This window comes from Streptomyces sp. NPDC029169 (genome assembly GCF_055563935.1).
The window spans coordinates 214,424-234,306 of record NZ_JBVHXA010000007.1; the positions used below are offsets into that span (position 1 = coordinate 214,424).

The window sequence follows — 19,883 nt, forward strand, 5'->3', positions numbered from 1 at the left end:
CCCCGCGCCGCCCCGAACGGGATCCGGCGCGGGGTGGGTTGCCCGAGCGGCCTAAGGGAACGGTCTTGAAATCCGCGATCAGCTTCGCGGGCGGATCCGGGCCACCGCCAGAGGCTTTCCGCAGCTAACAAAGCTGCACGTGAGAGGGGCTGCCGAGTAGATCGGCAGCCCCTTCGACATGTCCGGCTGTCCCACCGTGTCCCACCCAGTCCCACTGTGGATCAGTGCGTGTGGTCAACCTGTGGTCAGCGTCGAGGGCACACCGAAGACCTGCCGCGTGGACCACCGTGCGAGCACAACCCCCACGCTGCAGGCACTATGCACGGCCATCAGCGCACTTGCCACTGCCCGGTTTCTGGCCCGAACCCGCTGTTCATGGTGAACTGCACTTTGGCGATCTTCGAGGAGTTGGGCACCTCGAACACGATGAACCCCAGAGCCGAGTCCCCGACTGCAACCGTGACGCCTCCGGGGAAATTCGGCCCTGCGGAGGTCTCCGCGAACGTCGAGTCGAACTGCTGCCCTTGGGAGTCCACGAGTCTGGCCCCATTGCTGGGGGAGTCGTCGTACACGGCTGTCCCCGTGTTCTTCAGCCGGAACTGGACCGCCACAAAGCGCTGACCTGGATCAGGCTTGGAGTATGAGGTGCCCGTCGCCGGGTCGACCACCTTGACGACGGTGACCGCGAGGTTCTCGCCGGAGGCATTCCCGGAGAGATTAAGGGTGTCTCCCACCTTGGCGGCCGGCGAGGGAGGTGGCGGCGTCGGTGTGTCCGGGACGGTCGGTGGCACGGTTTCGGGAGCGGTGGGCACCGTGGTCGGAGTTTGTTCCGGCTCCGTGACTACTTCGCTGCTGCCGCAGGCCGCAAGAGCTGCCGCGAGTAGCAGCGGAAGTGCGACGGCGAGGGGTCGGCGCATTAGGCCACCTCCCGGTTCAGCGGGTGTCCCGCCTACCTCAAGAGACGCTTCTAAGGATCCTCTGGTGGGCTTGGATCTGCACCCTGCATAGCGGTCTGGGACTGCTTGGACACCGTCTGTGATTTTGGCTCGCATGCCGACCGCCCTCCGACGAGGTGAGCAAGAAGATCGTCTCGAACGGTCCGCTGCTTTGGAGACGCGGCTACCCGAGGGGCCGTACGAGGCCAGACGGCCTCCAGAAGCAGGTTTTGAGCGGTCGGGCAGCGGATGTCCTGAAAGCAACGATGCCCCCACCATCGGTGAGGGCATCGGCGAATTACGGGTTCAGGCGACCACGAGTGGGCGCAGCCGGGCAAGTCAATGACTCAGCGCGCTTTCGATGAGCTCGTTCGCCTTGTGCTGCTGGCCTCGCAGGATCTTGGCGTAGAAGCGCCAGAGGACCGCGATGCTGTGGCCGGCGCGGCGGGCGACTTCGACCGGGTCGACGCCTGCCTTGATCCAGAGGGAGACGCACGCGTGGCGGAGTGAGTAGGGCACGTCGGCGAGCGGGGTGTTCACCTCCTCCTCGGAGAGGACCTTGCGGCGGGCCTTCTGCCAGAGCTCGGTGTATTCGTTGGACCGGACCCGGCCCCCGCGCACGGCTCGGAAGAGGCGGCCGTCAGGGGCCACTCCCTGGGTCTCGATGTGGTCGCGGAGCATCTGGACGAGGACCGGCGGGATCGGTACGGGGCGGGTGGCGCGGCGGGCGCGGCGCTTCAGGCCGCGTTCCTCGTACGGCTTGCCGTCGTCGGTCCAGCCGGAGCCGACCTCTGGGCGGCTACCGGCAAGGATCATCTCGCCCCACCCCTCCTCCGGCAGGACGAGGTTCGACTTCTTCAGGTCGGCCACTTCCGACGGACGGTTCGCGGCGTAGTACATGCACCCGAGGAAGGCGTACAGGTGCTCGCCGCGCGGGCCCTGGGCTCGGACGGCGTCGATGAGCTCGCGGGCCATCTTCGGCTCGGGGACGTACCGGAAGTCGACCTCGTCGTCCGTCTCCGGTGCGCTCCAGTCGATGCGGGTGAGCGGGTTCACGTCGAGGAGGTCCCGCTCGACCGCGTACCGGAGCGCATTGCTGAGTACCGTCCGCTTGCGGGCGACCGTGTTGTCCGCTGCCTTCTTGCCGTTCAGCTTGAGCGAGATCGCCTTGAGCGCGGGGCGGAGATTGTCCGAGACGGCCAGGTCCTTGACCTTGAGGGAGTTCGCCGCGATCCAGTCGAGCGCGGCGGCCACGTCCTCCGGCGGCTCCTGGACGTCCTTCCTCGGCGCCCACTCGCCCTCGCCGTCCTTGACCATCTGGAAGGCCCAGTTACGCAGGGCCAGGCGGAGGGTCTTGGCCTCCGGTGCTCCCTTCTGGCTCGTCGTGAGCGCCGGCGTGATGTTCGTCAGGGCCTCGGCGATGCCGACGCGGTGCTTCGCCGCCGCGTTGGGCCACTTCATCTGGGCGTACGCGCAGGCATGCGCGAACCAGGTGGGGGAGTTGAGTGCACGCAATTCGGACGTGGGGAGGCCGGTCTCCGTGTCGAACTGCTCGCCCTTCCGCTGGGCCGACATGAGTTGAGAACGGCGGCCGTCCGCCAGCGTCTTGTTCGCGAAGACCAGGTAGTGAACCTCAGGCCCGACCTTCCAGCGGAGCTGGAACGGTGACGACTTGCTCGGCCGACTGCGGACGCTCCAGATCTTCACTTCGTAGGTAAGCAACGTGGTACCTCCGGAACGGGGCGCGCCTTCGCAGGCGCGCCCCACGTCTGGGAACGGCTTAGGCGGCGAGCTCTTCGCAGGCGGCGAACCAGGCGTCCAGGTCGCTCCTGCGGACGCGGATCTGGCCGTTCGGGAGCTTGATGCACCTCGGCGCCTGGCCGCGGGCGCGCAGCCGATAGAAGGCCGAGCGGGACATGTTCAGCTCCGTCAGGACGTCCGGCAGCTTCAGGTTCGAGTCGCCGGACCGGCGGGGCTTGGTGGACGTACGGGGCATGGCGGCGGCTCCTCGGTTCCGTGCGACAGAGGTGACGGGGGTGACGCTGTGACGCGTGTGACGGCTCATGCGCCACCGCCTGTCACGTCGGGGACGACGTAGCCGCCGTCCTTCCTGATCAGCTGGGCGTCCTTGGCCATCCGGGAGCATGTCTGCCGGACGAGGTCCGACTCCAGGCCCGTGCCCTCGGCGATGGCCTTCGGCCTGGCGCCGGGGTTCGCGCGGACAAAGCGGAGGATCGTCGCGCGGGTGTCGCCGATCGTGTGCTCGGCGGCGGGGCCTTCGAGGAGCTGCCAGGCGCCGGCCTCCGCGTAGAAGCGGAGGGCGTACTCGGCCTCGTCCACGTCGCGGCCAGTGACGTGGAGAACGCCGTCGGCCTGGCCGCGGGCGCGCTTCAGGACGAGCGTGGCGTCCGCCGCTCCCGCGAGGCCGTTCGTGCCGGAGACCTCGGCGAGGAAGTCGTCCGACGCGGCCTTACGGACGTGGTGGACCAGGACCACCGCGATGCCGTAGTGGTCCGCGATCCGCTTCGCGTGACCGACGGCCGCGTAGTCCGCGTCGTACGCAGAGGCACCCGGAGCCGAGTTGCCCCGCATCTTCGCGAAGACGTCGATCACGACCATCCGCGCCTCGGGGTTGCGGTCGAGCCACTGGGCGATGGCCTCATTCCCGCCCTGCGGCAGCGGCGGGCACGAGGTGGCCAGGGTGAGACCGGACGGCGCGCGGTTGCTGCCGAGGATCTTCCCCATGCGGGTCTGGAGCCGCCGCGGGGTGTCCTCCAGGGCGAGGTACAGCACCGGTCCACCCTCGACGGGGATGGTGTCCATGGCCGTACCGCCGGCGGCGACCGAGAGGGCCAGGCCGAGGGAAAGCCAGGACTTGCCGACCTTCGGCGGTCCGGCGAGGAGGTTGACGCCCTCGGAGATGATCCCGGGGACGGCCCACTTCGGCTCCGGGAACTCGGTCGCCATCAGCTCGTCGGCCGTCCACGCCGTCCGGATGCGCTGCTGCGCGGGCTGGAGCGGGCGGGGTTCGGGTGACGGAGCGGAGTACAGGTGGGGCATGTCGTACGGGGTGTCGTTCACTTCGCCTCGTCACTCTCGGGCGTCTGCACCGCGATCCACTTCGCGGCGGCGGAGCAGGAGGTGAAGCCCTCCTCCGAGCGCGACCAGCGGAGCGTCCTGACCCCGTACGCGCCGTTGGGCGACGGCAGAGCGGCGGCCGAGAACCGCTTGCCGCCGCGCGGACCGCGTCCCTCGTAGATCTCGCCGACCACGTCCGCCGCCGTCAGCCGCTGCGGCCTGGCGCGGCTGACCAAGAATTCGTGCGGCTCGTCGCCGAACCAGGGCTGGCCCGGCCACAGGTAGAGGCCGGCGACCTTGCGCGGAGCCTCGCCGAAGCCGGTCGTCCGGGTGTTCGTGCTCCGGCTGCTGACGCTCTCGCCCGTGATGACGTGCGCGAGCGTGACAGGCGAGGCAGACCACGCGGACCGTCGTACGGGGGTAGGAACTCCCGTGGTCGCAGTCCTCGTTCGGGCAGGAGTGCCGCTCGGTCGCCCCGCCGTACGACGAGCGGTAGTGCTCGTCGTCGCGGACGTCGACGGTCCACGACGGCCGCGGGCAGTCTGCCCCGTGGGCCAGCTCGCGCCAGCCGAGGTAGACGTCTTGAACGCTGAGGTTCATGCGGCCCTCCGCGTGACGGTGCGGGGCTTGCGGGCACCGGCGCGGAGGCCGGAGGCGACCGTACGGCGGGCGTCCGACTCGGGCAGGCCCTTTCCCACGGCGGCGACGACGAGCTTCGCCGTCACGTCGCCCTCGGCCAGCTCTCCGCCGGCCACGAGCTGCCCGAGGGCCACGGACGCCTGATAGAGGGCGTTGTTCCGATTGCCCTCGACGGCCCGCTCGACCCGCTGGATCTCTCCGGCGACGGCCGCCGCGAGGTAGCGGTCCAGGCCGTCGGCAGCGAGCAGGGACACGTCCAGCGGTCCCTGCGGCGGCAGCGTCGCCGGAACGAGGAGCTTCGTCAGCCAGGGCGGGAGCGGTGCCGGGGGCGCCTCGTGGATGACTCGGTAGGACCGGCCGTCCACCGTGCTGCCCGCGCCCACGACATAGCCGCCGTTCGCCCGGGTGTCGATCTTCCAGCCGAGCTTGCCCGCCGTGTTCCGCAGTGCGGCGCCGGCAGGGGCCGTGAAGTAGAGGTGGAGGCCTCCGCTGCCGGTCCGGACCGTGTACGTGTCGCTGGGGTACCGCTCGCCGTGTTCCTCGGCGAGCAGGCCGAGCGTGTCCGCGCCGTCGGTCACACCTGCCGGGGTTCCGGCGGGCGGACGGTCCTCGTCTCCCTTGGGGACGTCCAGGTCGACGACGACCAGGCGCGAGGGGCCGGTGGCGATGCCGAGGTTGTAGTCACCGGCCGACCAGCAGCGGGTGAGGCGGGCGGGGTCGGTCGTGGCGCGGGTCTCCCACGAGCGGACGGCCGGACGCTTGCCGCCCTGGACGAGCGGGAAGACGTGCCAGCCCTGTTCGGCCGACTGCAGGACTGCCGGGGGCGGGGTGAAATGGTGCATCCTGATGGCACCTCCTGATTCTTTGGATGGGATGGGGAGGACCGGGGCAGCGGGCTTCGTTGGCCCGTCGACCGCTGCCCCGGGTCGATTCAGTGGTTCTGCGCGAGCAGCCAGACGCGGTACTCCTCGCGGACGTACGCCTGGTGGTCGTCAGAGGCGAACAAGTCGTGGCCCCTGAGGCTCAGCCCGCGGTGCTCGATGTCGTGTACGACCAGGCGATCGGCGGCGCCGAGCGCGGCCAGAACGAGCGGCATGACCGCGCCCTGGATGGCGAGGCGGTCGAGCAGCGCCGCCTGGCGGAGCAGGAACTCGCGGCTCGGCTCGAACCCCGGATCACCGGTGCAGGCCCGGAGCCACGCCAACTCGTCGTCCAGCGCCGGAGCGTCCGCGTAGGCGGCGCCCAGGTCCTTGGCGGTGCGGTCAATGGTCATGCGTGTTCCTCCTCAGGAGTCGAAGTCGGGGATAGCGTCGGCGAGCGCCGCCATGACCTGGTCGATGGCCGGCGCGGCGGGGGTGTGGGAGAGGTAGTAGCCGAAGAGCACGGCGACCACGGCCGCAACGCCCCCGACCGACTTCGAGCGGATGAGCATGAAGAGCAGGAGTCCGAAGAGGAGCAGGGCGGAGATCGTGAAGGTCAAGATCAGTCCTCCGTTACGGGAGTTCGGGCGATACGGTCGGCCGGGTCGGCTGCGGCTCGTTGGCGGGGCACGAGGTGGCCGCGAAGCCGAGCAGCAGACCGAGCAGGGCGAGGTGTACGAGTCGGCGCACGGCGGTCTCCTCGTCAGCGGGTGCCGTCGTCGTGGAGCCGGACGGCGAGGTTGTAGAGGCGGCGTCCGATCCGGACGCGCTGCCCGTAGCCCTCGCAGCGGCGGCAGTCGCGCCCGCGCTTGAGCCGCCCGCTGAAGCGGGAGACGCGGACCTTGGCACCCCAGCCCCTGCACTTGCGGCAGGCGCCGAGGGGGCTGGCCGCGCACAGGGCGGCGTAGCTGAGCGTGAGGAGCAGGAGAACGGTGGCAAAGTCGAACCACAAGGGCATGGAAACCCCTCTCAGGGCTGGATTCTGGGGTTGCGCAGGGAGTGGTGCTAGGCGCTAGTTCGCAGGTCAGAAGCCATTGAGGCCGCTAGCGGAGGTGCTAGACCTAGCGGGGTGGCCCGCTAGGTCTAGCGGCGCGGAGGGCTAGGCCGCGGCGGCTCCGCCGTCACGTTCGGCGACGGCCTTGAGGAGATCGGCGCGCTTGATGCCGCGCCGGTTCGCGCCCTTGCCGTCCTCCGCCGTGCCCCACACCTGGCCGACCCGGACGCCGTACGGCTTGAGCGCGAGGGTCAGTTGCTCGCCCGTCCACCCGCCGTACACGCCGGGCCGCAGCTCGGCGAGGGCGGCGACGGCCACCTCGTTCCAGACCTTCTGGCTGCCGTCCGGGATCGCGGCGAGGAGATCGGCGAGCAGGTCGTACGTCGGAGCCTCGTCGGTCTCCGGCTGTTCGCCGGCGGCGTGCCCGGCGAGCGTTCCGGCCCGCTCGCGGAGGGCGCGGGCCCGGAGAGCGATCCGGTCGGCCTCCACGGCGTCGATGAACGCGGATCGCACGATCCGGGCGTCCGCGCCTTCGCCGAGGAAGTAGCTGACGCCCTTCTCGGACCAGGCGAACAGGGTGGCTCGTACGCCCCGCTTGTAGGCGCCGGTCCCGAGGACCATGTCGTTCTCGACCTGGCCCATGACCTTGAGGCACCAGCGGGCGGAGGCGTTGGCGCTGATCGCCTTCGGGATGCTGTCCTTGTCCGGCCGCTGCGTCGCGAGCAGCAGCACGATGCCGGTCGCGGGGCCGCGCTTCACGAGGTCGACGCAGATCTCCTCGAACTCCGCTCCGTACTTGTCGTGTTCGAACCAGACCTGGCACTCATCGACGCCGATGACGATCGGGTGGAGGCCGAGCGAGCGCTTCGACGCCAGCTCGGTGGTCACCTTGGACTCGGGGCAGATGTCCTTGGGCAAGGACCGGATCACCTTCGCCCGCCGCCGCATCTCCTCTCGGACCGCTCGGAGGTCGGCGATCGCGTACTCGATGTCCGCGTCTTCCTCCCCGGCCCGGTGCCGGTAGCCGACCCGGTCGCCGACCGCGTCCAGGTCGCCGGTGCCCTTGAGGTCGTACGTGTGGATCTCCGCCCGCACGTCGAGGGCGGCGATGAGGAGCAGCAGGCGGAGGAGGAAGGTCTTGCCCATCCGGGGGATGGCGCCGATCACGCCGGCGATGAACATCAGCGTGATTCCGACCCACCGGCCCCGCTGGTCCGTCCCCCAGTCGATCGGCCGGAAGAGGTCCACCGTCCCCGACTTGGCGAGCGGCCAGGAAGCCTGCCGGGTCTTCGACAGGTCCTGGTCGCCGACCCACAGTCGGAGGTGTCCGGTGTGCTCGTCGGCCACGGACTCCGGCCAGACGCAGCCGAGGGGGCGCCGCAGACCGGAGGCCAGGCGTTCGCGTCGGTCGGCGACATCGGTCACGGTGACGCCGTACGGGAGGTCTCCCTCGGCGAGCCAGCCGGGCCCGTCGCGGGTGATCGGCGCGGTGAAGGTGAAGCCGGGACCGCCCTTGGCCTGGTCCTGGTTGATCGCCTGGATACCCAGGGAGCCCAGCGCCCGGAGGACGATGTCGCTCGTCAACTTGGTCGCCTTCGGGATTTCCACAGCCCTGTTGATGACCGGAGCGTCGGCCGACTGTCCGAGCCGACCGAGCATCATCACGCCGACCGCCGTCGCGAGCACCGTCAGCCACGTCGGGGCGAGGACGTACAGGGCGAGGGCGACCGTCGGGCCGACGATGCCGGCGACGATGGACACGACAGTCCGCCACCGGACCCGGCGGTCTCGCTGCCGGGAGAGCTTGAGGTAGTCGCCGACGTCCTCGCGGCTGGCGGCGTCCTGCCGCAGCGGCTCGCCTTCGGCGTCCGACACCCACCGCATCGAGTTGCCGAGGAACCGGGCGGCGCCGAACGGCGCCTGCACGGTGAGCCGGAGCGCGTACCAGGGCGTTCGTACCGCGTGATACGCGGCGACGTGCCAGGCGTACGCCGCGACGCCCTTCCCCGCGGTCTTGAATTCGTCCCAGGATCGCGCCCACGCGGGGATCACCGGGCGCCGCTTCGAGCCGAGGACGCGATCCATGAGGCCGGGGCCCGACGGTCCGCCGGGACGGTCCACCATGATCACGGCGGTCGGGTCGGCCGACTCGTCCGGTCCAGCCGGAGCCGACTCAGCGGAACGGCCGGTACCCGACTCTCCGCCCTCCGGGGCGGATACCGACTCCGGGGAGTCGGCAGCAATCTCTTTCTCCAAGCGCGCGAAGAGCTCGGTCTCGTGAGCGTCACCGCTCTCGTGTTTCACTGACATTCCTTCCTGAAGGAGGGGCAGCCGGGCCCCGGCCCTACCCGCCAAAGCAGCGGCCGGGCCCGGCAAAAGAGGTGGGGCGGTCTTCGTCGTCAGACGCCGGCCGGGTCGGGCAGCATCTGTTCCTGGCGCTCGGTCCTCAGGACGTCCCGAAGCTGACGGGACCGGTCCTGGCTGCATCCGACGGCCTTGCGGATCCGCTCGGCGTCCAGGTGCTCGTACGACCAATCAGCCGTCAGGGCACGGGCTTTGATGAGCGCTTCGTCCCAGCTCATGCGGGGACTGTTCTTGTCGCGTGCGCTGCGGCGCCGAGGCCGGGGCTTCGGAGGCTCGGTCTCGTCGTCCTCGTTCTCGTCCTGCGACGCCTCAGGGTCGAGTTCGCCCATCCGGAGAAGTACGAGGTCACGGCGCGGCGCCTTCCAGCGCCACAGGCTGCCGTACTGTTCGCGCAGTTCGGCGCGGGCCAGCAGGCGCCGCTTCTCCTCGCGCAGGGCCTCGCGGTAATCGGTCAGCTCCCAGAGCACCATCCGGCGCCAGAGAGCGAGCGTCGCGCGGGGCGCGAAGAGCCAGCGGGAGCGCCGGATGCGCTCTATCCGGCGACCGGTGGCCGCGCCGATCCGTACGGCGTACCCGTGAGCGACGATCTCGCTGAGGACGACCCACAGGAGCGGCATCGTCCCGTGCGCGATCCGGGCCGAAGTCGACGTCCCGGCAGCGACGTTCAGCCAGCACGTGACGAGCGTCAGCGCCCACGGCACCACGCGCACCCAGGCCAGCGGCATGCCGAACCTGATGAGCAGCAGATTCGCCGCGGTGAAGACGGGGATCGCGAAGTCGATGCCGATCGGCAGCATCCAGGGCTCCGTGAAGCCCCAGCGTTCCGCCGCCTCCGAGACGGAGTTGAACGAGGAGGCCAGGCCGAGACCACCGACTCCAGCGCCGGCGGGGGCGACCGTGCCGAGGAGGACCCGCTCGCTCCTCGTGAGCGGCGGAAGCTGCGGACGTGTCGCGGTGCGCGGGTCGGGCTCGTTCACGCGGCCTTCCTCGACCACGGAGCCCGGGTCTTCACGACCCGGTTCTTCAGTGGCACCGCGCTCATCAGCTGCTCGGCGTAGAGCGCGTTGAGCAGCGACACCTCGTCGGCGTCGCTCGACTCCCGCAGCTCCGCCAGCACGTCACGGGCGGCGGCGAGCCGGACGGCCCGCTGCTCGCCGGTCTCGTCCGGCACGCCGAGGAACAGATCGCGGAAGTCCTCGGGCATCGGGATGTCGAACTCGAACCCGTAGGCGAGCTCGGTGAATTCAAGGGCGTTCACGGCCTCCTGGCCGCCAACGTACGTGCGCATCGGTCTCTCCTGAGTCCGGGATGGGATGGGAGAGCCGAGGGCGGTGGGCATCGTTTGGCCCGTCGACCACCGCCGTCGGCAGGGAAGTGCGGAGGGCGCGAGAACCGTCAGACGCGGAAGCGGCGAGGCCCGGTCAGGCGTGCCCACGATTCGTACGCGAGCTTGACGGCGGTGTAGCAGCCGAGGCCCGTCAGGAAGGCCAGCGGCCATCCGGCGCCGAGCTCCTGGGCAGAACGCCAGCCGATGACGGCGGCGGCCAGGGCCACGACGAGGGCGAGCACGGACACCACGGTGTGGGCGGCGCTCGGCGGCCGGCTGTGGCGGGCCACGAGGTCCAGGTCGTAGGGCGAGGTCAGCCGTACGCCTCCGCCCGAGAGCTGGAGTGCGACGAGGTTGCCTTCCGCGTTGGTGGCCATCCCGGCCACGGTGGCAAGGGCCAAGTCGCCGCGATCCCGGACGACATCGCCGATGGCGAGCTGCATGGGTCCCCCCTTCGGGAACAGGTGGCGGACCGGAGGCGGAAGTCCCGCCCCCGGTGGAACGGGCACCGTCGGGACGACGGCGCCGAAGATCAAATGCGCTGTTCTTTCAGGCACGCTGTGGAGTTCTCAAGGGACGAATGCGGCCTTCGTACTCACCCCTGCGGGCTTTCCTCCGGGCATCAGGCGTCGCAACTCCTAAAGAAGTCAAGTCCTCAAGACCTCTTTAGGAGTTGCCTAGGACTATTGCGTACGTCTCCTCCGGTCGTCAAGACCTCTTTAGGAGTCGTATGCTGGCGGCGTCCCTCGACTGGAACGGTGAGCACCACATGGCTAAGGCGTACGAGAAGATCGCCGATGAGCTGAGAGAGGCCATCCGCGCAGGTCAGCTAGCGCCTGGCGACCGGCTTCCGGCGGAGACTGCGCTGGCCGAGCGGCACAAGATGAGCGTCCCGACGATTCGGGAAGCGCTCCGCCTCCTCCAGGGCGAGGGGCTGGTCGAGAAGAAGCACGGCCGCGGCAACTTCGTCCGACGGCCCCGCACCCGCGTACTCCGCACGAACCTGCGCCACCAGTGGGAGAAGCGCCGCGCGCGAGAGACCGAGCAGGAACGGCTGCAGACCGGCGCCACCGAGCACGACACCGGCCTCCAGGTGAACGATCTTGTCTTCCATGCCTCCTACGGCGAGGCCAAGGCGGACGCGTCCCTGGCGGAGGCCTTCGGAGTCCCGGAGGGCACGGCCCTGGTCGAGCGGGTCTACCGGACGCGGTACGCGGCGGAGACCGCGCCCTTCGCCCTCGTGTCCTCGTATCTCGTGCGCGACATGGTCGCGGTGAACCCCGATCTCCTGGACGAGACGAAGGAGCCGTGGCCGGGGGGCACGCAGAACCAGCTCATGACGATCGGCATCGAACTCGACCGCATCGAGGAGCTGATCATCGCCCGCCCGCCGACGCCCGAAGAGGCCGAGGAACTGGAACTTCCGCCGGGGACGTCGGTCATCGTCCTCCGCAAGACCTCGTACGACACCGACAACCGCGCCGTGGAGATCTCCGACGTGACGCTTCCTGGCGACCGCACGGAAATGCTCTTCACCACTCCCCTGGAAAGGTGGTGAGTGCTGCCGTGAGCCGGCGCATCATCATCGTCACCGCTGTCCACGCTCCGTCGGCGCACTTCCTGCCGGACGCGTACAAGTCGATCTGCGAGCAGGAACTCCCGGATGGCTGGGAGTGGCACTGGCTGATCCAGGAGGACGGCAAGACCGACCAGGTCGCCCCGCATGTCCCCGACGACGAGCGGGTGTCCTTCCGTCAGGGCCGACCGGGCGGTCCCGGCGTCGCGCGCATGATGGCGATGGCCCACGCGGACGGTGACTACGTCAAGGTTCTTGACGCCGACGACCAGTTGGCCCCGGGCGTGCTGGCCCGCGACCTGGCCGCGCTCGAAGCGGACGCGTCGATCGGCTGGGCGACGTCCCGCGTGCTCGACTTCCTGCCCGACGGCTCGACCGTGGGCTTCCCCGGCGACCCGGAGCCCGGCGCAATCGAGCGCGGCGAGGTGCTGGAGTACTGGAAGGCGAATGGTTTCCGCGCCCAGGTCCACCCAGCGACCCTCTTCGTCCGCAAGGACCTGCTCCTCGCCCTGGGCGGCTGGATGGCCCTGCCGGCCTCCGAGGACACCGGCCTGCTGATGGCCCTGAACGCGACAAGCCGCGGCTGGTTCTCGGCCGAGGTCGGCCTCCTGTACCGCAAGTGGCCTGGACAGGCGACGAGCCAGCCCTCCCACACGGAGGCGGCGGAGCGCGACGCGCGCATGGCGGTCGTGCAGGCGCGCGCGGAGAAGCTTGCCGAGTTCGGGTGGCGGTACCCGGCCTGAGGCATGCAAGAGCGCGCCCTCCCCTGGCTTCGGGAGGGCGCCTTGTCCGTCAGGCTTGCAGGTCGGGCCGTTATTCGAGCGTGGCGATCGCGAGGCCGGCGAGCGCGATCACGGGCGAGCCGAACAACACGATGCCGCCCATGAGTCGAAAGAACCAGGCACCGAATCGCGATGGCTCCATGAGTCCCATATCCAGGGTCCGTACTGCGGTCGCAGCCCTCACCGCGTTGCGCCTCGCGGCGACCTTGTCTGCCGCGCCCCGCACGTTGAAGAGGAACATCGCTCCCCACGCGATGCCCGCCAGTCCCAGTACGAAAAGCGCTATACCCACAACCACAGCCGATCCCCTCCCTGCATGACCACCGTGATCAGCGGTCATCCAACGGATGATGCCAGTCAGCCGGTGGGCGAGCGCAAGCGGCCTTTGATCAGGGCTTCAGCTGTCTCGGTGACGCCAAGAGCACGGTGTGACGACCGAGGCCACTTCCTGGCCTGAGGCGCCGTGGTGGTCAGCCCTGCGGCTACGCATTGATCGGGACCTCATAGACGATCTCGCAGAGAGCGGCGGGCACGACGATGTCAGCCGTCTCCACCGGGCGCCCATCGTCGCTGTAGTAGGTCCGCTGGATGCGCGTGACGAGCGCGCCCCGCTGAACGCCGAGCAGGGCCGCCTCCTCGGCGTTCGCGTGTCCGGGCTCCGGCCGCTCCTCGGCACGACTGACGGTGATGCCGATCTCCGCCATGCGACGCACCACACCCATCCCGGCGTACGGCCCACCCTCGGGCAGGACCGCGAGCGTGCCGGACGTGATGCTGTACGGCTCCCAACTCGTCGACACCAGTACGGGCTTGCCGTCGGCCAGGTACTCGTACGAAGTGCGTACGCAGTAGTCCGCCTCGGGGATGCCCAGGCGCGAGGCAATGTCGGCCGGGGCCGGCACCATCGCTTCGCTTCGGCTCTCCCACGTGCCCCTCTTGCCGAACGTCGCCATCTCCGCGCGGAACAGGGAGCCATCCGTGTGCTCGCGCTGCTGTGAGCGGACCATGCGTAGCCGCTCCCGCGGCTCTGCGACGTAGGTCCCCGAGCCGGCCCGCCCCTCCAGGACCCCCTGCGCGATGAGCGTTTCTTGAGCGCGACGGATGACGGCCTCGCCCACGCCGCACTCCTGAGCCAACTGCGCACGGGAGGGCAGCCGGTCTCCCGGCGTCCATTCCTGGTCGGCGATGCGCTGTCGTAGCACGTCAGCGATGTGGAGGTACGGCGGCTGCTCACGCATATGGAAAATCTAGAGCACTACCTCTAATCTAGATAACTAGCTTGCTCTTAGCTATCTAGCTTGCGGGGTGATCAGGTGCAGCCGAGGGAGAGCCTCGCGTTATCCCCCGAAGGTCGCGTCGACCGCATGACCGCATGTCTCTCCGCCCTGGGGCTCGAGTCCCTGGTGACGCGTCACGAGAGCCGCATCCATGTCGAGGCGCACGTACCTCAATCGCTCACTCCCGAGCAATGGCGAGAGCTCCTGGCAGTGCTGAAGACGGCCGACTGTTTCGGTCTTGTCGACAGCAGCGCGGACGGCCGCAGCGTATGGGCCGGAGTGAATGACAAAACCCCCGCGACGGTGCGCGCCGCCCGGGGGCACGGCCATCAGCCCTAAGGAGCTGATCAGCATGTTCAACCGTATCCGTGGCGCTCTCGCGCGCGCCAGATCACAGTGTCAGACATCGAGGGGCCGACACCGTCAGGGCCCCGCAACTCCTGCTCGACCGACGGTCGTTCACCTTGGTCGCGCGGTGCAGCGGTTCGGCGCGGCCCGTTGCGACGTCCTCGCGGGTGAGGAGACGGCGCTTGTCCGCCCGTACGTCCTGGCCGCCGAGGAGCGGGCGCGGCGTGCGGCGGCGCGTGCGTACATGGCCGCGCGCGTCGGCACTTGGGCTCCGGAGGTCGCGCAGTGACGGCCCGGAGTCGCCGTACGCGTGTGCCGTACGCCCGCACTCCTGCCCCGTACCGGTCCACCGCGTGCCGGATCGGGTCCCATCGCGACTGCGCCCACTCGGACCCTTTCGCAGCGCCGATGGACATCCCGGTGATCTACGAGACCTGCACCTGCTCCTGCCACCACCCGGCTTCGTCGGAGGGTGGTGGACGGTGAGTACCTGGGTGCCCAGCGGGGCGATGGCCTCGTCCATCGAGGTCACGGCAGCCACCGTCCAACGCGGCGACGTCATCCAGATAGGCGGCCAGCCGTGCCGTGTGGCCGACCTCTTCCAACTGCCCCTCGGAGCCAAGCGGCTGCGGTTCGAGTCGGGCGAGTTGTTGACCATGCACTCCCGTACTCGGCTCATCGCCCTGAGGATGTTGAGAAAGTGGTGATTCACTCCGTGGCTTCCCGCCATCAGATCATCGCCGACGACCTGCGCGGACAGATCTCCACCGGCCGGATCAAGGCCGGCGACCGCCTCCCCTCGGAGGCCCAGCTCGCCTCCCGCTACACGGTGAGCGTCCCCACCCTGCGGAGCGCCCTCGCGGTCCTTCAGGGCGAGGGCTTGGTCGAGAAGGTCCACGGCCGGGGGAACTTCATCCGGCACCCGCTCCAGCGGATCACGTACGTCGGCGGCGGCCAGCGCGCCGACGCCCAGGCCGCGGCCAATGCCGGCCTACGGGTCACCGTCCGTACGACCAGGTTGCGGGCGCGAGGGAGCCTGACCAACCTTCTGCGTGTACCCGCCGGCGCTCCGCTGACCGAGTACCGCTGCCTCAGCCAGCAGGGGAAGTCCCCGCACAGCCTGAGTCGCGTCTACATCCCTCGCGACCTGGCCCCCGAGGACGTCCACGATGCCGCCGAGTCGCGCTGGGAAGAGGGTCTTGAAGCGCGGCTCGCCGCACTGCGCCCGCCTCTCGCCGAGGTCCGTGAGCGGATCGGCGCCCGCCTCCCCACGGCCGAGGAAGCGGTCACCCTGCGCATCAGCATGGCCCAGGCCGTCCTCGCGATCGAACGTGTGGCGGTCGACGCCACCGGCCGCGTGGTCGAGGGAACGGTCCTGGTGCTCCCTGGTGACCGCGCAGATGCCGTCTTCATCACCCACCACACGATGACCGAAGAGAAGGGGTCGGAAGGATGACCACCAGCAACGAGCTGCGCCTTCTTCCTTGGGAGGGGCCCGAAGGCAAGCCGTGTTTCCTCAGTGCCGACGACAGCACCGGGTACCTTTCCCGGCTGGCCGACAACACTGAAGCGATCCAGGTCGGATTGGGGACCGATCTTCTGGGCAACGCTGCGGAACTGCTTGCAGACTCAACGGCCACGTCGGACGAGCTGCGGAGCCTGGCGCGTGCTCTGACCTCAGCGCTCCGGGATGTGCTCCGCGTCGCGGAGAGCCGAGGCCACCGTCTCTCTCTGCCGACCGATATCGGCACCGGGGACGGCGATGAAGGGCCCCGTCTGCCAGCAGCGTCCTTCTGCTGACCTCGCCTCAATTCACGAAGCCCGGGTTCCCGATCACGGAACCCGGGCTTTGTGGCGTGCGGCGACGTTGCGGCCAATCCGGCTACTCAGGCGCCCACCAGTTCGCTGTGACGCTGTTCCATCCTGTTCAGGAGCTTGTCCACCAGGTCCTCAAGAACAGGGTCATCCGGTGCATGGCGCAGGAGCATCATGCCGAGCGCGATCGCCTCACCCTCTGTGATCAGTGGCAGGACATCACCGGGGGTGTCCAGGCTCTCCTCGACCTCCTTGTAGAAGGACAGCTCCTCCGGGGCCATCGCCTCGCGAAGCAGGGCGGCAAGGTTCCTGCGGACCCATCGGGCGGGCGTGCGGGGGCCGCTGGACTCCAGTTCGTAGCTGTGGGCCCCAGGATGGTTCTGCATCAATAGGCAGAACTCGTCTTCGTCTTCCGACGACTGCCTTCCGCAGTTCCCGATTGGATAGATGCGGCGATCGGTCTCCTGCCCCTGAAACCGGAGCTGACTTCCATCAGGTGCCCACACGAGCCACCAGAACCTCCCCTGAGACTCTTGTGCAAGGGCCGCGTGCACTCCGCTGTGCCCGGCCTGCAGCTCGCATTGGGGGTCGGACACGAGTTCATGGGATCCCTCGGGGAGTCGCTGAACAAGCTCCACCTCGATGAAGTTGAGACTGGTCTGGTCGTCGCACAGCGACAGCAGTTCACTCATGGCTGGCACCGTAGGGATCAGGTCAGACAACACCTCCCCCGATCGGCGGCCCCAGGTCCCCCAACGGGCTGACATGTTCGCCGGTCCGGCCCAGTGCCAGAGGGGCGACGTTGACATCGAGAGCCGCAGGCTGCGTCAGGCCAGGTCCTCCGCATCGACTCTGGAGAAGATCAAATCGCTCTCCCCGAGGAGAGACCCGACGAGGCGCTGCGGGACCCGGGTGGCCCCGTGGAGCGCCGCCACGTAGCTCTCCGGCGTGTAGTCGTTGACGAGGTGGTACGCATGGAAGCCGTGCGCCTTCATGGTCGCCATCAGCTCGTCGGCGGAGTCGCCGAGCTGCGCCATACGCTCCGGGGTCACCTCCACCGTGATCTCTGCGTCCGGACGGAGCTGGGGGAGCATGGCCGCCATCCCTCGTACGACGCTTCCCTCGGCACCTTCGACATCGACCTTGATCACTCGGGCCCGACGGATCTCGTCCTCGGTAAGGAGATCCGGCAGCGGTCGCGCCGCGATCTCGAAGGTCGACTCGGCCGGACCCTCGTACGGAACGATGCTGTTCGCCCCCATGTTGGCGGAGCTGGCGAGCACAAACTTCAGGGTCTCCTCGGTGTCCGAGACCGCGCTGTTGATCGCACGGATATTGCCGTACTCATTGAGTGCGACGTTCCGCAGGAGGTGCTGGTGAAACACGGGCGACGCCTCGATGGCGACGACCTGGCCCTCGCTCCCGACGAGCTGCGCGGCGAGGAGGCTGTAGTACCCGATGTTGGCGCCGACGTCGACGTACGTGTCCCCGGGCCGAAGCCGCCGCCGGAGCCATCCGGTCATGTACGGCTCCCAGACCCCGAACAGGTAGAGGTACCGCTGGATGAGGTCCTGGGTGTCGACGGCGACCCGGGCGCCGAACTCGGTCACAGTGACGCGGCGGCGGGCGTGCTCCCGTAGGTGGCGGTTGAGGACCCGGCCGGCGAGCAACGCCTTGCCGACGGAGATCGGAGCATCGCGTACGTACCGACGCCCGAGGGTCACCAAAGCCTCTGACACGGGGGTGATCATCCGTTTGCCTCTCTGCCGGACTTCACCCCGAACCGTAGCGCGCGGCAACTGCCACGTGTCTTGTTGCCTCGGTCAATCAATCCCTGCGTCGCTCTGGTCTCTTCGGAGAGCGCGTGCCACCCTGCCGCCGACGAGCGCACCGGTAGACGAGGAGACGGTCATGACCGCACCCAACGGAACCGCCCAGTCCGAAGCCACCACGGTTCAGGAAAGCGCAGGCACTGCAGAGGCAGCCTTTCGCGACCTCCACGGCGCCCGCGCCCGTAGTGCCGTGAACCGTGCTGTGGCAGCCTGCCGCCACGCCGGAGTCGACGACAGTCAGGCGAAGCTCGTGCCCAACAGCCCGGAGTCGAAGGCGGCCCACGCGGTGCGTCTGTCGAGCCAGTCCATCGACGCACTGTCCGAGAGCGGTCCCGACCCGGCAGCCGACGCGCGGTGCGCGCGGAACGCTGCGGCTACGGCGACCGTCGCCGCCCAGGTGGCGAAGGCTCACGACGAGGGTGGCGAGCTCGCTGAGGCTGCCTACAGAGGCGCGCTCCAGGCATCCCTTGCCGCTGCAGAGGCCGCGGGCGGCAGCGCCCTGGGGCGGGACGAAGAATTGAACGCCAAGGCCGAGGCCGCCGAGACGGCGGCAGTCGCTGCAGCCAAGGCAGCGGGCTGGATGTAGGCCGCCGGGGACCGGAATGCCGGGTGCCAGCTCGTCCGGTGGCGTGAGGGTCGTGACGGCACCTCCCTATGGCCTGTCATGTCCGGTTCCTTGACTCCGGACAAGTGAGCCATGACGGCGCAACGGTCAGCTCGGTCGAACGACGTCTGGAGAGGGAAGGAGGAGTCCTGCGGGTGGGGCAGCCAACACCAAGTCGTCGAAGTGGGGCGGCGACGCCCACGAGGCGACAGTTCGCAAGTCCACGCTGCTGCCGGAGAACGTCGCGTCGTCGAAGCTGACCTCGCCGGCGGAGAACTTTGCGTCGTGGAACCGGACCTCGCCGCCGGAGAACATCGTGTCGGTGAAGCTGACCGTGCTGCCGGAGAACTCTGCGCGGGTGAAGTCGACGATGCCGCCGGAGTACATCGCGCCGGTGAAGCTGACCGTGCCGCCGGAGAACCTGGCGCGGGTGAAGCGGACGAGGCTGCCGGAGAACTCTGCGCCGGTGAAGCGGACGAGGCTGCCGGCGAACTCTGCGCCGGTGAAGCTGACCTTGCCGCGGGAGAGCATCGCACGGTGGAAGCTCACCGTGCCGCCGGAGAACCTGGCGCCGGCGAAGCGGATGCCGCCGGAGAGCTCTGCGCGCGTGAAGCTGACCGTGCCGCCGGTGAACGCTGCGCGGTAAAAGCTAACCGTGCCGCCGGAGAACATCGCACGGTCGAAGCTGACCTCGCTGCCGGAGAACATCGCACGGTCGAAGCTGACCTCGCTGCCGGAGAACATCGCACGGTCGAAGCGGACCGTGCCGCCGGAGAACGCTGCGCTGGAGAAGTCTCCTCCGTCAAAGGTCGCCCCGGTGAAGTCGAAGTCGCGGCTGTGCCAGGAGTGCGCATGGTCAGGGTCGAGGCGGAGGTGGTCCCGGACGAGGCGGATGACGGTGTGCCGGACTTCGCGTTCGCCCTCCTTGTATCCGGGGACATTCGGGTCGGTTTGGTAGGGCATACGGAGGTAGGCGCAAAGGACGTCGATGCACACCTGGCGCTGTTCTTCCCAGTCGTCCGCGAGCCGGGCGAGCGCGTAGACGCCGGCCAGGCGTACGGCGGCTTTGTCGTGGCCGAGGTGTTCAGCCGCTGTGGTGTAGCGGTCGGCGAACTGGTTGGCGTCGGCGCGGTGGGCGTCGCTTTCGGCGATGCGCTGCTTGCGGTAGGCATACACGCCCGCCAGCACGGCGCCGGCCAGGGTGAGGATGGCGAGGGTGGTCTTGATGGCGTCCGAGGTGTTGGCAACGAGGCGGTCGACGACGAAGCGGTAGATAAGGTAGCCGGTGCCGATGGCCGCAATGAGGGCGAGCGGGGCGACGATCCACACCCGCGCGAGGCGCGGGGCGTGCCGTCCACCCGACGCCCGGCCCTGATGGGACCACCTCAGCTT

Annotated in this window: 25 protein-coding genes; 7 read left to right on the forward strand and 18 right to left on the reverse strand. The window is 69.1% G+C overall.

From position 1 onward, the window contains the following. Positions 1-329: 329 nt before the first annotated feature. The 13 genes from ACZ4VI_RS16035 to ACZ4VI_RS16095 all read right to left on the reverse strand — a co-directional run bounded on the left by ACZ4VI_RS16035 (position 330) and on the right by ACZ4VI_RS16095 (position 10,700). Positions 330-812 (reverse strand): DUF4352 domain-containing protein, encoded by a 483-nt coding sequence (locus ACZ4VI_RS16035; RefSeq protein ID WP_467999816.1) that lies wholly within the window; start codon positions 810-812, stop codon positions 330-332. Between the two features lie 462 nt (positions 813-1,274). Then, positions 1,275-2,657, reverse strand: coding sequence for a site-specific integrase (locus ACZ4VI_RS16040; protein WP_467999817.1), 1,383 nt, complete (start codon positions 2,655-2,657; stop codon positions 1,275-1,277). A 58-nt stretch (positions 2,658-2,715) separates the two neighbouring features. Beyond that, positions 2,716-2,931, reverse strand: a complete 216-nt coding sequence (locus tag ACZ4VI_RS16045) for a helix-turn-helix transcriptional regulator (RefSeq protein ID WP_282685908.1) — start codon at positions 2,929-2,931, stop codon at positions 2,716-2,718. Positions 2,932-2,996: 65 nt separating this feature from the next. Next, positions 2,997-4,016: an AAA family ATPase gene (locus tag ACZ4VI_RS16050; protein WP_467999818.1), complete on the reverse strand. Its 1,020-nt coding sequence runs from the start codon at positions 4,014-4,016 to the stop codon at positions 2,997-2,999. Next, a complete protein-coding gene (locus ACZ4VI_RS16055) occupies positions 4,013-4,249 on the reverse strand; it encodes a hypothetical protein (protein WP_467999819.1) in 237 nt (78 codons plus the stop codon). Before ACZ4VI_RS16055 ends, ACZ4VI_RS16050 begins: the two co-directional genes overlap by 4 nt. Before the next feature lie 360 nt (positions 4,250-4,609). Next, the gene (locus ACZ4VI_RS16060) at positions 4,610-5,494 is read right to left on the reverse strand and encodes a bifunctional DNA primase/polymerase (RefSeq protein ID WP_467999820.1); all 885 of its coding nucleotides are present in this window, start codon (positions 5,492-5,494) and stop codon (positions 4,610-4,612) included. A gap of 89 nt (positions 5,495-5,583) precedes the next feature. Then, positions 5,584-5,925 (reverse strand): hypothetical protein, encoded by a 342-nt coding sequence (locus ACZ4VI_RS16065; RefSeq protein ID WP_467999821.1) that lies wholly within the window; start codon positions 5,923-5,925, stop codon positions 5,584-5,586. Positions 5,926-5,937: 12 nt separating this feature from the next. Next, positions 5,938-6,132: a hypothetical protein gene (locus tag ACZ4VI_RS16070; RefSeq protein WP_282685903.1), complete on the reverse strand. Its 195-nt coding sequence runs from the start codon at positions 6,130-6,132 to the stop codon at positions 5,938-5,940. A gap of 143 nt (positions 6,133-6,275) precedes the next feature. Beyond that, complete coding sequence (locus ACZ4VI_RS16075) at positions 6,276-6,530, reverse strand: hypothetical protein (protein ID WP_467999822.1); 255 nt, start codon at positions 6,528-6,530, stop codon at positions 6,276-6,278. Positions 6,531-6,671: 141 nt separating this feature from the next. Continuing rightward, positions 6,672-8,870: a cell division protein FtsK gene (locus tag ACZ4VI_RS16080; RefSeq protein ID WP_467999823.1), complete on the reverse strand. Its 2,199-nt coding sequence runs from the start codon at positions 8,868-8,870 to the stop codon at positions 6,672-6,674. Positions 8,871-8,965: 95 nt separating this feature from the next. Further along, positions 8,966-9,907: a DUF2637 domain-containing protein gene (locus ACZ4VI_RS16085; RefSeq protein ID WP_467999824.1), complete on the reverse strand. Its 942-nt coding sequence runs from the start codon at positions 9,905-9,907 to the stop codon at positions 8,966-8,968. Beyond that, a complete protein-coding gene (locus tag ACZ4VI_RS16090; protein ID WP_467999825.1) occupies positions 9,904-10,218 on the reverse strand; it encodes a hypothetical protein in 315 nt (104 codons plus the stop codon). Before ACZ4VI_RS16090 ends, ACZ4VI_RS16085 begins: the two co-directional genes overlap by 4 nt. A 107-nt stretch (positions 10,219-10,325) precedes the next feature. After that, positions 10,326-10,700, reverse strand: a complete 375-nt coding sequence (locus tag ACZ4VI_RS16095) for a hypothetical protein (protein ID WP_467999826.1) — start codon at positions 10,698-10,700, stop codon at positions 10,326-10,328. A gap of 326 nt (positions 10,701-11,026) precedes the next feature. On the opposite strand from ACZ4VI_RS16095, the gene ACZ4VI_RS16100 reads away from it, so the two are divergent. Together ACZ4VI_RS16100 and ACZ4VI_RS16105 are read left to right on the forward strand one after the other, a co-directional pair. Beyond that, positions 11,027-11,815 (forward strand): GntR family transcriptional regulator, encoded by a 789-nt coding sequence (locus ACZ4VI_RS16100; protein ID WP_467999984.1) that lies wholly within the window; start codon positions 11,027-11,029, stop codon positions 11,813-11,815. 8 nt (positions 11,816-11,823) lie between these two features. Continuing rightward, positions 11,824-12,576: a glycosyltransferase family 2 protein gene (locus ACZ4VI_RS16105; protein ID WP_467999827.1), complete on the forward strand. Its 753-nt coding sequence runs from the start codon at positions 11,824-11,826 to the stop codon at positions 12,574-12,576. A 70-nt stretch (positions 12,577-12,646) separates the two neighbouring features. On the opposite strand, the gene ACZ4VI_RS16110 is transcribed toward ACZ4VI_RS16105, so the two are convergent. Then, positions 12,647-12,955 (reverse strand): hypothetical protein, encoded by a 309-nt coding sequence (locus ACZ4VI_RS16110; RefSeq protein ID WP_467999828.1) that lies wholly within the window; start codon positions 12,953-12,955, stop codon positions 12,647-12,649. A 142-nt stretch (positions 12,956-13,097) separates the two neighbouring features. Next, positions 13,098-13,853 carry a GntR family transcriptional regulator gene (locus ACZ4VI_RS16115; protein ID WP_467999829.1) on the reverse strand — a complete coding sequence of 252 codons (756 nt, stop codon included), beginning with the start codon at positions 13,851-13,853 and terminating at the stop codon, positions 13,098-13,100. Positions 13,854-14,367: 514 nt separating this feature from the next. On the opposite strand from ACZ4VI_RS16115, the gene ACZ4VI_RS16120 reads away from it, so the two are divergent. The 4 genes from ACZ4VI_RS16120 (at position 14,368) to ACZ4VI_RS16135 (ending at position 16,040) form a co-directional block, all read left to right on the forward strand. Continuing rightward, positions 14,368-14,529 (forward strand): hypothetical protein, encoded by a 162-nt coding sequence (locus ACZ4VI_RS16120; protein ID WP_467999830.1) that lies wholly within the window; start codon positions 14,368-14,370, stop codon positions 14,527-14,529. 220 nt (positions 14,530-14,749) lie between these two features. Continuing rightward, the gene (locus ACZ4VI_RS16125; protein WP_467999985.1) at positions 14,750-14,947 is read left to right on the forward strand and encodes a hypothetical protein; all 198 of its coding nucleotides are present in this window, start codon (positions 14,750-14,752) and stop codon (positions 14,945-14,947) included. Positions 14,948-14,955: 8 nt separating this feature from the next. After that, on the forward strand, positions 14,956-15,696 hold the full coding sequence (locus tag ACZ4VI_RS16130; protein ID WP_467999831.1) for a GntR family transcriptional regulator: 741 nt from the start codon (positions 14,956-14,958) through the stop codon (positions 15,694-15,696). After that, positions 15,693-16,040: a hypothetical protein gene (locus tag ACZ4VI_RS16135; RefSeq protein WP_467999832.1), complete on the forward strand. Its 348-nt coding sequence runs from the start codon at positions 15,693-15,695 to the stop codon at positions 16,038-16,040. The genes ACZ4VI_RS16130 and ACZ4VI_RS16135 overlap by 4 nt, the downstream gene beginning before the upstream one ends. Positions 16,041-16,126: 86 nt before the next feature. Here ACZ4VI_RS16135 and ACZ4VI_RS16140 read toward each other — a convergent pair whose 3' ends face one another. Together ACZ4VI_RS16140 and ACZ4VI_RS16145 are read right to left on the reverse strand one after the other, a co-directional pair. Then, positions 16,127-16,747, reverse strand: coding sequence for a hypothetical protein (locus tag ACZ4VI_RS16140; protein ID WP_467999833.1), 621 nt, complete (start codon positions 16,745-16,747; stop codon positions 16,127-16,129). Between the two features lie 135 nt (positions 16,748-16,882). Further along, a complete protein-coding gene (locus ACZ4VI_RS16145) occupies positions 16,883-17,806 on the reverse strand; it encodes an FkbM family methyltransferase (protein ID WP_467999834.1) in 924 nt (307 codons plus the stop codon). A 160-nt stretch (positions 17,807-17,966) separates the two neighbouring features. Between ACZ4VI_RS16145 and ACZ4VI_RS16150 the strand changes: the two genes are divergently transcribed. Next, positions 17,967-18,473: a hypothetical protein gene (locus tag ACZ4VI_RS16150; RefSeq protein ID WP_467999835.1), complete on the forward strand. Its 507-nt coding sequence runs from the start codon at positions 17,967-17,969 to the stop codon at positions 18,471-18,473. Positions 18,474-18,599: 126 nt separating this feature from the next. Here the strand turns inward: ACZ4VI_RS16150 and ACZ4VI_RS16155 are convergent, their stop codons facing one another. Beyond that, complete coding sequence (locus ACZ4VI_RS16155; protein ID WP_467999836.1) at positions 18,600-19,820, reverse strand: pentapeptide repeat-containing protein; 1,221 nt, start codon at positions 19,818-19,820, stop codon at positions 18,600-18,602. Positions 19,821-19,883 lie beyond the last annotated feature (63 nt).